The sequence below is a fragment of the Hanstruepera ponticola genome (assembly GCF_012931685.1).
Lineage (GTDB): Bacteria > Bacteroidota > Bacteroidia > Flavobacteriales > Flavobacteriaceae > Hanstruepera > Hanstruepera ponticola.
This window is the reverse complement of the sequence record NZ_JABANC010000002.1, coordinates 307,049-321,469: the sequence shown is the minus strand read 5'-3', so window position 1 is coordinate 321,469 and position 14,421 is coordinate 307,049. Positions and strand designations below refer to the sequence as shown.

Here is a 14,421-nt window from a genome sequence, read left to right as displayed (position 1 = left end):
TTTGAGTCTTTAATGCACACCGAATTATAGTGTTATCCTCCAAAATAATAGGCCAATCCTATGTTTAGTGACAATATATTAATGTTGAAATCTACATTTTGCCGGACTTTACTGGATTCTTCTATATCATTTTTGGTAGTTTTAGAGGAATTTAATTCATAACCCAATACATCCAAGCCCACTTCTAAAGCAAAATTTTCCATAGCAAAAAACGTAATACCAGGACTTAAACCAATTCTAAAATTAAAATTTGTGGTATATACCTTGTCAATTTGGTCCAAATTTTTAATATCTCTAGTGAGGGTATTGCCGCCTCCAAATGTTACGCCCAGTTCAGTGTAAAAACTTAAACGCTCATTACTGGTTAGTGGTACCGTCGATCTAAAATATGGTGTAATAGCATATCCTCTTGTAATTGATTTTGATTGAATGGTGTCAGAATCTCTTAACACTGTCCCAGAAAACTTATTTTGATTGTAATTGGCACCTATGCCAGCCATAGCATAATTTCCAATATAATAGCCACCCTTTAGTGTGATATCATAATTTGTTCTGTCACCATCCAAAACCGTTTCAATAATGTTATTGGCATTTTCAACTTTTCTGTCCTCAAAAGAAAGTGCCATGCCTAAATACACATTCCTTTTTTTAAAAGGCTTAAAATCTGTATCGTAATAACTGGACAATAATTGATAGGGCGAATAGGTGCTGTCTTTTTCAGTAGTATGGGCTTGTGACCATGAAATCTGAAAAATAAACAAAAAACCTAAACTTAAAATACCATTGGTTTTATTCATTTACTGCGCACCTTAAAAAAGGTCAAGGTAACAAAATTATCAATTTCTCATTTGAAATATCTAAATAACTTCTCCTAAAATAGCGTTTCTAATAAATTTATAATTTTAAGCTTACCTATAGAAATTAATAGTCATTCAGTTATTGTATTTTTGTAAATGTAAATAGTGTTCGTGTGAAAATTAAACCTTTTATTTTACTTTTCTTTTTCAGTCTATGCATGCCTTTTGTGTTTAGTCAAGAAAATGACACCCATGCCATAATAGTTGAAGGTGTAGATGCTATGATGGAAGGTAATTATAGTGAGTCTCTTGAGCTATTGACTCGAGCTCGTGTTATAGCAGAGGAAGAAGAAGATTATAAAAATCTATTTGTAGCTATAAATAATATTGGATTAAACTATCATAAACTTTTAGATAATAACGAAGCTTTAGAGTATTATTTAGAATCGTACAAGATTGCTATAAAAGAATTGGATTATTCTTATGAAATGACCTCCTTGAATAATATAGCCATACTATATTCGCAAGAGAATGATTTAGATAAGGCCATTGAATATTTTCAAAAAGCATATGACCTAGCAGAAATACCACAAGATCAATTAAAGAAAGGTATTTATGCCATAAATTTGGCTCAAGCATATAATGATAAAAGTCAGGCTAATATTGCCATGCCTTATATTGAAGAGGCTATTAAACTATTAGAAGCTGATGAAGATTATCTTCTTGAAGCTGAAGCCTTGCAGGCTGTATTATTACATGCATTAGGAAAGGAACAAGAATCAGAAAACCTTATAACTAGTTTATTACCAAAGTTGAAAGGTAACCGCTATGCAGAGACGCGTGTTGTTCTTTTTCTTACACTAGCCAAAATTGAGCATGCCAAAAACAATCTAAACCAAGCTTTGGTATTGGGTAATACAGCTCTTAATCAAGAACCCATAAATTTAGAAACACGATACAAAATTTATAGCCTACTGCATTCGTACAATGAAAAGGCCAATAATTATTCTCAAGCATTAATTGCTATGGATAGTATGTTGCATATAAAACAAGAAATTCACGATTTGCGAAGTGGTAGACAATATCAAGCTAATAAGGTAAAGTTTGAAGTCTTAAACTATGAAGCACAATTGCATGACGGTCGCGAACGTATTAAATCACAAAAACGACTTATACTTATTTTAACTATAAGTTCTTTTCTAATAATTTTTCTGCTGCTATGGTCTTTAAGATTAAGTAGAATAAAAAACAAGCAACGTAAAGACCTGTTGGCCAGACAAGAAAAAATACTGAATTTGGAACTTGAGAACGAAAAGGCCAATAATTTAATTTTAGAAAATCAGCTCAAAGAAAACGAAACCAAATTACTATTAGAGCAAGAACAACATAAGCGAGAAATTGAATCTAAAAACAGAAAACTTTCAGCTAAAGCTCTGTATTTAATAGATAGAAACCGCTTGGTTGAAACTATTATTCAAGAATTAGAACAGTCAGATAAAATAAAACCGAGTAGGGAAGTAACAGAGCATATTAGACGTTTGAAAGGACTTCTAAAAAGTGACGAGGAATGGGAGAATTTTGTACAGTATTTTGATGAAGTTAACCATGGTTTGTTAAATCGTCTTAAGGAAAAACATGAAAATTTAAATGCTAATGATATTCGTTTTATTTCGTATTTGTATATGAACTTATCTATGAAAGAAATAGCCACTATAATGAATATTACTCCAGAAGCTTGCAGAAAACGAAAGGAACGTATCTCCAAAAAAATAGAGCTTACCGAAAACGAGGATTTGTACACGTATATCTCGCAAATATAGACTATATCACGTTTTTTATGTATTATGTCACGTTTTGTCCGGAATAAAATTCGGTTTAAACAAGATCATTTGTTGACTTTTGTGAAAAATCTATAAATCACATCACAATGCAAAAAAAGTACACAATGAAAAAGTTTAAACTATTCCTTGCAACATGCTTCATGCTAGGGACATTATTTTCTAACGCCCAAATCACATTTTTAGGATCTGAAGAATATGGTCGAATTTTCCATTTAGTTTACGATCAAAATGTAGAAAATCGTGTTTATGCGGCTAGTATGAATAACCACATTTTAATTTCCAATGACAACGCCGTTACTTGGGATGTTTTATATTCCCTTTCTTCAGGATATATTGATGAATTACGAATGCTAAATGATACGCATTTAAGTTTTGCTTTAAAAGGCGCTAATGTTGCGGAAAATAATACGATTCACCTATTTAATTTATCAACGCAGGCTATTACTACCATAAATAGACCACAGAATAATGATTCTTCTGATAGATGGATTGATGATTATAATATTTACGAAAGTGATACCGATATCATGCTATATAATGAGGGTTATCGTGTTGGGTTTGATACTTACGATCGTGTGCATTATACAGCAGATGGTGGCCAAACATGGACTTTAGTTTACGATGAAGCCTCAAATAATTTAATATCAGTTGATAAAAGTTTAATTAACCATAGTAATCCAAATCAATTATTTATTACAAGAGGAAACGGAGCAAATGGTGTAAATGGTGGATTTTTAGTAAGTCACGATGCTGGAACTACATGGACAGAATACTTTGCTGATATTAATTTTAGAGGTGTTGCTGTAGATCCATTTGATGCTGACCATTGGATTATTGGATCTGATCCAGGATGGGGAGATGATGAAGTAGTTTACCAAACATTGGATGGCGGAACAAATTGGAATGAGTTAACTGTTCCTTTTGATACGTATTGGGACAAAGCGGTTAACGAAATTATTTTTCACCCAACTAATCAAGATGAAATTTTTATTCTTGAGACAAATGAAATTGTTATTAGTTATGATGGCGGTGTAACTTGGACAAGTTATATACATGAATCTTTTGATCCAACAAACTATTACTTTGGATTGTCTGCTACGTTTAATCCTTTTGATGTCGATGAAATGCTTTTTACATCTAATTGGTATCCTCATCGCTCTACAGATGGTGGTATAACTTTAGATTTAGTCCAAACACCTTATTCATTCACGACGTCAGTAGCTGTTTCACATAATGAAGGTGCTGAAGACCCCTTTTTATATTACGGAATACAAGGTGGAGTAGTTGCTAAAAATCTTACAGATGATTCTGAAACAGCTTATGGTGTACAGGGTGTTGATATTGCATCTGGTAGTGCGCCTCCAATGTTTTTTGTAGATAAAAACCAATATGGGCGTTTGTTTTCTTCAGTTGAAGATTTTAATGGCAGAGCTTTGAATGTGAGTACCGATAATGGTCAAACGTTTCAAATGTTCTATACAGGTTTTTGGGATCCAGTATTACACATGCAGCCTGATGCTGTAAATACTAATGAAGTATGGGTGTCTTTTGATGTGTTTTCTGGAAGCGGAACAAAAATTATTGATGTAACAAGTGCAGACCCATGGAGTCCGACAATAATCGATATTACGGTCCCTACGGAAGAAAGACATTATTCTACTTGGGTTGACCCATCAAATAATCAAAATGTATTAATCGGAATAGGTGGTGAAGTGTGGTCAAGTTCAGATCGTGGAACTACTTGGAGTAATGTGAGCGCTGGACTAAATTTAAATGTGACATCTCAATTTGTGTTTCAAATCTTAAATAATGCTAATGATGCCAATGAATTTGTTTTAGCTACATCAAATGGTGTTTGGAAGTCAACCGATGGTGCAACTACATGGAATCAAGTTTTAGCGACTAATAATGTTCAGAAAGTGGCTTACGATCCAAATAACCCAGATGTTATTGTTGCAGCCACTTATGCATCACAAGTTTCTGAAACCGCTATTTATTTCTCTACAGATAATGGTACAACTTGGACAATGGTGCCAGCAACTGAATTATTATACAGTACATCTGTGAGTATGGCATTTGATTTTCTTGACGATGGTACAGGAGTAACAACCTATTTATCAACATCAGATTTAGGGATTATAGCATATGATGTTCTTTATCAAACCTTGAGTGTTGAGACACCAACTTTGGATACTGCTGAATTATTAATTTACCCGAATCCTGTTAAAGATGTTATGAATATTGCGTTAGAGCCAGGTGCTCATGCAAAATCTGTTGTTATCTATAATATGTTGGGTGCTCAAGTTAAACAAGTTAACCAAGCATCACAAATCAATATATCAGATTTAAATTCAGGAGTGTATTTAGTAAAAGTTACTGATAGTCTAGGTAAGCATATTGTTAAACGCATTATAAAACGATAGTTGTAAGATTAACTAGCTAACCAGTATTTGGTTAATTGCTGAAGGGCCCAACGTTATGTTGGGCTTTTCTATTTTAGAAGTTACTGAATAATTTATTCTCTAAATGATGTACAATGGCTTTCCATTTCGATTTGTAAAGACCTATAAAAAACAAATACAGTGCATCACTAGTATATTGAAACTCGAAAGAATCCAGAATTTGTTTTCCAAATATAAAACGCAGTGATAAAAGAACTAGTGTGATTACAATGTTTAATATGCCACTGTTTAAATGGAATTTTCCTGTTTCTTCATTTTTCTTAATGGAGTATAATTTTAAATATAGTTTTCCAATAACTATACCACCAAAAAAGAATAGCATATAATAAAGTGGCGTACCATATACAAAAGCATCATACAAAACTACTACAGACATGAAAACAATTAAAACTCTAAAAATGATATTTAGAGTTTTTAATTTGCTATCCACAACATTTTTAAGTGTCTTTTTTTTGATACTCATACAATAAAAAATATGGATTATAGCTTTTAAATGATTTTAGAACGCTTCTCCAATTCTAAAATACACACCCCAATCATCTTTACCAAGGGCGGCATCTAGACCAATGTTGAATTTAGTGTCTTTAAACGCCCTATAGCGAAATCCAACGCCTCCACCAGGTAAAACTTCACCATTAAAATCGTTGTTATCAGCACCAAATAGTGTGGCTATACCAGCAAAGCCTATAACACCCATACGTTTTGCGAAATTAAGTCGGTATTCGCCTTGAAGTGCCATAACGGTATTCCCACGGTATTTACCTTCTGAATAACCTCTAATATCATTACCGCCTACAATAGCTTGTTGTTCAAAAGCAATATTACCCAATCCAAAAGTACCAGAAAAACGTGCCGCAAATACATCTGTTTTATCTCTAACAGGAAAATATTTGTTATAGTTGGCAGTTATTTTATTAGCACTAGCATCGTTTCCAAACCATTCGGCATAGGTAATCCATTTCGCATTAACCATATGGCCTTTTGTGGCATAATATACATCGTCTCGTGTATCGAATAAGGCGTTTAGTTCCAAGCCATGGGTTACTGTGGTTGATTCGTCTACAATATTATCTTCAAAAACCGTATTATAACTGGCATAGGTGTAGGTTAAACCACCGTATAAATTGTTGATTATTCTTCTTTGAATGCCGATGCTGAATATAGTAGCATTGGTAGCATAATTGTAAAAGTCAGCACTATTAAACTCACCTGCAAAAAATTGCGAGTTAAGGTCTCCTAAACCTAAAAATAAGGTACCACGCCAACGGTCTTCATTGAAATAGAACTTATTGAATACACCAACAAAATACGATTTGTTAGTAGTGTACACACCAGCAACACCAGATAAGGATTTAGGCGATATACTATCCTGTTTATTTAGTTTGTACATCGCCATAGGTATGCCACCAAACATAAACTTTAAATTTCGGTTATAACTTAAAAAAGGCATAACCGTAAAGTCCAGATTTTTTTCGTTCACTTGAGTGTGATTCAAGCTATCTTGAGTTTTATTTTGCCCTATTGAAAGAGTTGTAATAAAAAGCAGACTTAATAGGATGGAGATGTTTCTCATCAAATTTTGAAAGGCGTTCTTTGCACTACCATGGTAAAGGAACTACTGGCGCAATAGTTATTCTAAATTGATGCTGAGGACCAAAGGCTTCAGGCGATGCAACATAATACCAATACTGTGCACCAAATCTCACTGGAAGCTTTCCAATTCTTGTTACTTTTTGAATACCTGTACCAATAGGTAATGTAAATTTATTGCCATCAGTAGCATTGTGATTGTAGGCGTAAGTTGGAGAGGCTGTAATTTGCCATCCTTTATTTAGATTAATGGTATAAAAGTATTGTCCAGCCGTTATGCTTATACCATCTGCCGATGGACCAGAAGTAGCCCAAAAGTCATCAGGTAATATAGCTGAACTGGTAGGGTCAGCATCTTTACCACTACCAACACTCCATGCATGACTAACAATGATACCTAGCGCTCCAAAACTGGTTAGTTTTGCAATCATCATTTCTGGACCTAATGTGGTATAATTTGCTCGTAATGCTTCATCCGAAGCTGTTCTGAAACTTCCGAAAACACCAACTAAAGTTATCCATTTAGAAGTCCAAGTCTTACCTATAGCCACATCTGCACTAATATTACCAAGTCCAGACTTTTGTTCAAAACCATTGGCTGTAATTGTAGGTTGTGAAATATACATAGGAATTAAAGGTCGTACATATAAATTTAATCCTTCAGAAATTGGTATAGGTAACGACGGTTGAAAACTAATAACCGAAGCACTTTGGCTACTGGCATTATTGATATCGCCATTATAGCCAATAAAATCTATAGGAAATAACATTTGCCCTAATGTGGCATTAGGGTTAGCCAATTCTTTAGCTAAATCGGCAGCACTTTTTTCTGGTTTTTCATCTTGAGCATTCAATGTTGCTATTGTAAAAAGCAGACAAATTGTTGATAATAAGTATTTGTTTTTCATTATTTTATATTTTTTAAAATTCAAATTTTGCCATGGTCTGTATTCTATGTGCGGCACCATAGGCATCATTGGTGGTGCGTTGTTCACCCCACATATATTCAGCACCAATAGAGAAGTTTTTATCAAATTGGTAAATAAGATTGGCATGACCTACACCACCTCGTTTTAAGGAAAAGGGTGCTCTCGAGTCTGGTGAATCCAACCAGCCGTAGGCATAATTAAAATTAGATTCCAGTTTAAGGCTCCATCTGTGCATAAAACCTAACAATGCCGATTTAGCTATCATGGGATCCAATTTTCCATTGGCATTAAGGACAGCATTGCCATTACTACCAGCAAATGCGATGATATTTTCCCCATAGGCATTACCATAATTAAAATTATATGTGAAATAGTTATTCTTACCAATATATTGCCGTCCTGCAACAACCAATGCCCATTGCACGGTTTGATCTGATGGTCCCGTAGAACCACCATCCCATCGCAATTGCGCTAAACTGGCACCTGTCCAAAGCACACCAGTTTTCCACTTATAGTCCATTCTGAGTGCCAGTAAGGGAAACTTTACGTTTGCTTGTCCATCTAAATTATTGGGGTTTTCAATGCCTAAAAAGCTTAAGTACTCAAGAGCAGCAGCAATTTTTATTTTTTCAGATACTTGCTTTTGGTATCTAATTTGTACTGAACGCCCTCCAAAAAGAGCATCACCAGCGGCAAAGTCAATCATAAAGGCCATAGATTCTAAAAACGACAGTGTGGTCCAGGTTTGTCCTATAATAAAATCTCCTGCCGTAATGTAAGCATGCCGTAATCTAAACTGATTGCCATCTGAAAAAAAGTCACCTTCAATAAATAGTTGTAAGGGAATTTTATCTTCAGCAAAGCGTCTTAAATCTATATGAAAACGGGTTTCTTTAGCAGTGAATGACGTATAGCCTTCATTATCATATTCCGGTTCACCTCTTACAGGTATTGTAGACATTAGAAATTGACTTTTATCAGTTGTTCCATCAAAATCATAAATAAAATCCGCTTTTACATAGCCGCCAAGTTTTAGTCGAAGATCAGTTCCAAACATAGGCCATGATCCTGGAAAATCATCACTCGCTAAACCTTCTTTGGCCGTTTTTAAGATATCTTCTTTAACATCCTTATCGGGAATGACCAATTGATTTTGAGTAGAATCCTTTGAGGTTTCTATTTGTGCGATTGCTGTAGACGATAAGATTAGCGCAATACTGAAAAAATAATATTTTAACATCATGCGTTACAATTCCTCTAAATTATCAAATATGGTATAAAAGAAGCCAATAGATTTTGCATATTCCTCAACCAATATACGTTCATTTACACCATGGAAGCCTTTAAATTCTTCAGTGTTTTCTAATTGAATGGCTGTAATGGTATAAACATCTGGAGCAAAATCTCTAGCTTGAAAGTGTTTGGAGTCTGAACCACCAACTACAAAGAAAGGCGATACAATTAAGTCGTTACCATAAATTTGACGAATGGTTTTTTCGAGCATATTATAAGCAGGATTGCCTACTTCGGCTATGTTTGTTGCAGGAGTAGATGCAGAAATGTCTCGCATGGTGATACGGTCATCTTTAATGGCATTTTTAACGTGTTCCATAATGACTTCTGGTGTATCTCCTGGCATAGGTCTAAAATTCACAACAGCTGTTGCTGAAGGGGGTAGAACGTTATCTTTAATACCAGCATTAAACATGGTTACGGCAATCGTGGTATGAAGCATGGCTCGAGTCACCTCATTTCCAGCCATGGCATCTATAAATTTTTGTTCCGCTTCAGTTAACTCATCATCTTTACCAAATGCTACCGCTGCGTATAATGGTTTTAGTTCTTCATCTAATTCTGGTCCCATATAACGGTATTGTGACCTAACAGCTGGGTGTATTTTATAAGGAAATTGAGCAGCTTCTAATTTGGTAATGGCTTCCGCTAAAATACCTATGTTAGACTCTTCAGGAGGCATAGACGAATGTCCACCAACACCATGTATTGCTAATTCTAAACTAATAAACCCTTTTTGAGCAATACCAATTAAGGCTGTGTTGTCTTTAATACCTGGGAATATACCAGGAGTTAATGGAGCAGACTCATCCATAACGTAAGCAAAGCGTTCTATACCGCGTTCTTCTAAAACATCAGCAATTTTTTTAGCACCTTCAGCACCACCTACTTCTTCATCTTGTCCAAATACAAAATAAAGGGTACGAGCTGGCTGCCAACCTTCTTTTAGTTTCATTTCAGCAGCTTCCAAAATAGCATGGATTTGATTTTTATCATCCAAAACACCACGTCCCCAGATGTAACCATCTGCTACGGTTCCAGCAAAAGGATCTTGTTTCCATTGATCTCTAGATTCTTCTGGAACGGGAACAACATCCATATGCGCATAAAATAAGGCGGGTTCTAAATTAGGATCTTTTCCTTCCCAAGTGTAAAGTAAACTATAAGGTCTTGGGTCGCCATGTATTTCTTTTTTTAGCGTTTTATGCACCAATGGGTACGATTGCTCTAAAAATTTGTGATAATCTGTAAAAGCTTTGGTGTCAAAATCATCTCTATCTTGATTAGAAATGGTTTTAAACGTAACCGCTTTTGATAGACGTTGTACAGCACCATCTAAATCAACATCAACAGTTATTTGTTCGATACCTGTCATTTGTTTGGAGGTAAAGTCATCAAGGTTTACAGATTCGGTTGGTTGCTTTTTTTCTTCCGTTTGTTCAGCTTTTTGATTACAATTGAATACGAATAAAGTAATCAATAAAATAAGAATCGTGTTTGTTTTTTTTGGCATGGTTGTAAGATTTAATGAAGTAGTTTATTTTTCGTTTATATTACCGAAGTAACATTGCAAAGTTAATTAATTAGTGTTGTTTAAAAATGATAATTGTCAGGTTTAACAAAAGAATCATTTTTTTATAAATTTAATAATCATCATTTAACATACGGATTTTCGAATTAATTAAATAGCTTGCATAATCCTGAATCATTAAATAATACTAAATAGTTTCATATTTTGTTTTTAAGTTTTTTTTGGTTTCATGTGTTAAAACCTAAATCCTAAATTTAAGAAAAACTGCGATAGCTGCGAATTTTGGTCTTTTAAGAGATCGTTTAATCCGCGTTTGTAACCAGCATCTATAAATAGGAAGACAATGTCTACACCAATACCAGCCTGTCCTAATATTTGGAACGCATTAAGGTCATCTTTGGTAAGATTTAAATCATTGTCTGAAACATTAAAAATATAACCTGGTGATAAGCCAGCAAAGACCCGTAAACCAAACAGACGTCTTACAGGGGAGAGCAGGTTGAGACCTACTACTACAGGCATTTCTATTTGTTGTATTCCAAGACTTCCTAATGTTTGATTACTAGAGGGAGAAGTTTCCTCCAAAAGGATAATGGAGCCATTGTAATGTGCCCCTATTTCCCAATAAGCAAATCGGCCTTTTCGAAAAGCAATACCAGCATTAAACCCAGTGGAAAATCCAAATTCGTAAGCATCACTGGATTCAACAATATCACTGAAGGTTAATCCTCCATAAACTTTAAAGTCACTAACACGTTTATATTGTTTTTTTGATGCTGTAGTATCGGATGCAACCGCTCCATTTGTATCAACATCCTCTTGCGAATGCAATACATTACATGCCAAAGCACAAAACACAAGGCTCAACAGCCTTATTTTAGTTATAGTAATTAGAGATTTCATATTCAGTCAATTTTACGTTAGAATACCATTAAGATTAAATATAGTACCATAACAGGTTATTAAGATTGGTTCAATTTACTAAAAACTTTACGGTTAGGACTAATTAAAGTGCAAACCAAAAAAAAATGATTTTATTCAATGACCTGATTGTTTATCTAATTGTTGAATTTCTTGTTTTGGTATTTACAATTTATATTACCAAAAGAAAAATCAATACTATAAATATTCTTTATTGGCCTTGATTATTAACAATAGTTTCTTCCCAAATAAATTGATGGTAAGTCCATTGTCTGCCATATATTTCTGAATGGATTGATAGCCTGTTTGGCTTTTGAATGGTTTTGGGACAACAGTTCTCCAGGGAAATAAAGCAATTATAAAGTTATAAAAACTATTCTCAAATAATAGATTGAGGTTTTGTTCAAAATTTGCATAAAGCTACTATTGCTATTTAGTTTTTTGGACAGTAGAGATTAAGATTACCAAATTAAGGATTTTAGACTTAACCTATGTTTTCTCATGATTGAATTATTATAGTCATTCACTACCCAAATAAAATATTTTAATAATATTTGCATTAGCTCAATTACAAACTGTAAAATTGAACAATGAAGAATCTAAAGTCACTAGTTGTTATAATCTGCTTGATAGTTATCAGTGGTACATATTCACAAGAAAAGAAACCAAAAATAGCTTTAGTTTTAAGTGGTGGTGGTGCTAAAGGAATTGCACATGTTACGGTACTAAAAAAATTGGACAGTTTAGGAATTGTACCTGATTTGGTTGTAGGTACAAGTATGGGCAGTGTTGTTGGTGGGCTTTATAGCATTGGATATTCTGCAGATAGTATTGAGTACCATATTAAAACCTTGGATTGGAGTCAAATAATGCTTGGCACTACTTCTATGCGTGATGTTAGTATTGAAGAAAAAAGTGAGTTTGAAAGGTATTTAATGAATTTGGATGTTATTAAGGGAAAACCGAAACTAAAGCCTGCGTTTCTAGAGGATCAAAACTTAAGGGAATATCTGGCATCTCTAATTTATCCTGTTTATGATATAAATGACTTTAATGAGTTTGCAATTCCCTTTAGGTCAGTCACTACCGATTTAGTAAACGGTAAGGAGGTTGTAATATCTGAAGGCTCGTTAACAGCAGCCATTAGAGCTAGTATGTCCATTCCGGGGGTTTTTGAACCTGTTTCTTATAATGGGACGCTATTGGTTGATGGTGGGATATTGAATAATTTTCCAGTAAATATTGCAAAAGAATTGGGTGCAGATATTATAATTGGAAGCGATGTAGGTGGTGGTTTACAAAAAAAAGAACGATTAAATAACGTTGGTAATATATTGTTTCAAACGTCTATGCTAACAAGCAATTTAAGGAATGATAGTCAACGGGAACTATGTGATATTCTGATTGATCATACGGCTAATTTAACCTACTCCACTCAAGATTTTGAAAAAAACCAAGAGATTCTAAAACAAGGCAGTATTGCAACGAACCAAAAAACTGATGAGTTAATTAAACTGGCAAAAATATTGGAAAAATTTCCACAGCGAAGTCATGAACTCCCACAAATTGCGAGCAAAATTACATTTTCATCAATAGATTATCAAAAATTAAGTAATGAGAACAAATCATTGGTTAATGCAAGAATGAATTTAAAAGAGCAAGTGCCTTACAGTACGACTGAAATTAAAATGGCTATTGAAAGAGCCATGGGTACTGAATTGTTTCATCAGATTACTTTTGATGTTGTGAAGATTAATGATAAGACAATTTTAGAACTCGAATTTTTTGAAAAAGCTAGCAGTCAAATAGGAGGGTCCATTCATTATGATACCAATCAAGGCGTTGGTTTGATAGTAAATTATACCGGAAGAAATATTTTTGGTCATTCTTCGCGTTTACTTTTAGGAGTAGATATAGCCGAACAGCCTAAATTTCGAGTGGAGTATCAGCAAAATATTGGTGATTTAAAGACATGGTGGTGGAGAACCCAAATTTTTGGACAAAAAATGAAGCAGAGTTACTATAGTTATGGAGATGAAGGCGAATTACTAAAGAATAGTTATTTGAAGGCTAATTTGCAGTTGAATAAAAATATTCACCCGCTATTTAGTTATGTAGGATTAGATGTTAACTACGAATATTTTAAAGCAAAACCCAAAGTAAACCCATCAGTCAATAACAACATTTATGACTTAAGGCGTTATTCGTCCAATACGTTAGAAGTTAGTGCCTACTATTATCTGAATACCATGAATAAAGTGTTTTTCCCAACAGATGGTACGCAATTGCTCTTTCGTGTATCACGATCATTGTGTAATAGTGGTAATGTTGAGTATTATGAGTTTTCAGAATTTAACGTATCTGGTGAGACAAACGGTTTTACAAAGGTTAATTTTCAGTATGAAAAGCGTTTTCCATTTATTCACAAACATGCTTTTGTGCTTGGTGCAAGTGCTGGATTGACATTTATAGATAGTCAAAAATCAAATCAATTATCATTCATTGAACATGGTCAAGGTGCAAAATACTTTATAGGTGGAAACCTTAATCAAAATCGCAGGTACTCTATACCATTGAAGGGTTTAAGTGATTCGGAATTGATAGTTACCCAATTTGCACAATTCAATTTAGCCGTTCAAGTAAATTTATTTGGGAGTATATATTTAACACCACATACCAATTTTGCTTCTGTTGGATTTACTAATACTTCAGACTATTTTAACGATTTTTTCAAACAGCAGAATAATTGGACTGAAACCCAAGAAACAAGTTATTTACTTTCTAGCGGAATGACTTTGTCTTATGACTCTCTATTAGGCCCTGTAAATTTTGATGTCTCTTATGTAAATGATGTTGAAAAACTACAACTCTTTTTAAGTGTAGGATTGATATTTAATATTTGGAAATAGGATACGTATTGGGATGGGTTTATAATTAGTGTAACCAAAAGCTGATTTAATAATGAAATTCTTATTTCAGTTGATTCCGGATTTATTCTTATAAATTTGATTTAAACATTGAAAATTCTTTATTATATTTTTTAATCTATTCCTTTCA

10 protein-coding genes are annotated in these 14,421 nt (G+C 33.9%); 3 read left to right on the top strand and 7 right to left on the bottom strand.

The window, feature by feature from the left end; translation table 11 throughout:
- Positions 1 to 32: 32 nt before the first annotated feature.
- Positions 33 to 797, bottom strand: coding sequence for a hypothetical protein (locus HGK31_RS07330; protein ID WP_191859157.1), 765 nt, complete (start codon positions 795 to 797; stop codon positions 33 to 35).
- A gap of 173 nt (positions 798 to 970) precedes the next feature.
- Between HGK31_RS07330 and HGK31_RS07325 the strand changes: the two genes are divergently transcribed.
- Entirely contained in the window at positions 971 to 2,617 is a 1,647-nt protein-coding gene (locus HGK31_RS07325; protein WP_191859156.1) for a tetratricopeptide repeat protein, read from the top strand.
- Positions 2,618 to 2,742: 125 nt separating this feature from the next.
- Positions 2,743 to 5,061, top strand: a complete 2,319-nt coding sequence (locus HGK31_RS07320) for a VPS10 domain-containing protein (RefSeq protein ID WP_191859155.1) — start codon at positions 2,743 to 2,745, stop codon at positions 5,059 to 5,061.
- A gap of 73 nt (positions 5,062 to 5,134) precedes the next feature.
- Here the strand turns inward: HGK31_RS07320 and HGK31_RS07315 are convergent, their stop codons facing one another.
- From HGK31_RS07315 to HGK31_RS07290, 6 genes are all read right to left on the bottom strand, one after another.
- Positions 5,135 to 5,476 (bottom strand): hypothetical protein, encoded by a 342-nt coding sequence (locus HGK31_RS07315; RefSeq protein ID WP_191859154.1) that lies wholly within the window; start codon positions 5,474 to 5,476, stop codon positions 5,135 to 5,137.
- Between the two features lie 123 nt (positions 5,477 to 5,599).
- The gene (locus HGK31_RS07310; protein ID WP_191859153.1) at positions 5,600 to 6,673 is read right to left on the bottom strand and encodes a BamA/TamA family outer membrane protein; all 1,074 of its coding nucleotides are present in this window, start codon (positions 6,671 to 6,673) and stop codon (positions 5,600 to 5,602) included.
- A 25-nt stretch (positions 6,674 to 6,698) separates the two neighbouring features.
- On the bottom strand, positions 6,699 to 7,598 hold the full coding sequence (locus tag HGK31_RS07305; protein ID WP_191859152.1) for a hypothetical protein: 900 nt from the start codon (positions 7,596 to 7,598) through the stop codon (positions 6,699 to 6,701).
- Positions 7,599 to 7,611: 13 nt separating this feature from the next.
- The gene (locus HGK31_RS07300; RefSeq protein ID WP_191859151.1) at positions 7,612 to 8,862 is read right to left on the bottom strand and encodes a DcaP family trimeric outer membrane transporter; all 1,251 of its coding nucleotides are present in this window, start codon (positions 8,860 to 8,862) and stop codon (positions 7,612 to 7,614) included.
- Positions 8,863 to 8,865: 3 nt separating this feature from the next.
- The gene (locus tag HGK31_RS07295) at positions 8,866 to 10,425 is read right to left on the bottom strand and encodes a M20 family peptidase (RefSeq protein ID WP_191859150.1); all 1,560 of its coding nucleotides are present in this window, start codon (positions 10,423 to 10,425) and stop codon (positions 8,866 to 8,868) included.
- A gap of 252 nt (positions 10,426 to 10,677) precedes the next feature.
- Complete coding sequence (locus HGK31_RS07290; protein ID WP_191859149.1) at positions 10,678 to 11,346, bottom strand: porin family protein; 669 nt, start codon at positions 11,344 to 11,346, stop codon at positions 10,678 to 10,680.
- Positions 11,347 to 11,954: 608 nt separating this feature from the next.
- On the opposite strand from HGK31_RS07290, the gene HGK31_RS07285 reads away from it, so the two are divergent.
- Positions 11,955 to 14,273: a patatin-like phospholipase family protein gene (locus HGK31_RS07285; RefSeq protein ID WP_191859148.1), complete on the top strand. Its 2,319-nt coding sequence runs from the start codon at positions 11,955 to 11,957 to the stop codon at positions 14,271 to 14,273.
- Positions 14,274 to 14,421: the final 148 nt, after the last annotated feature.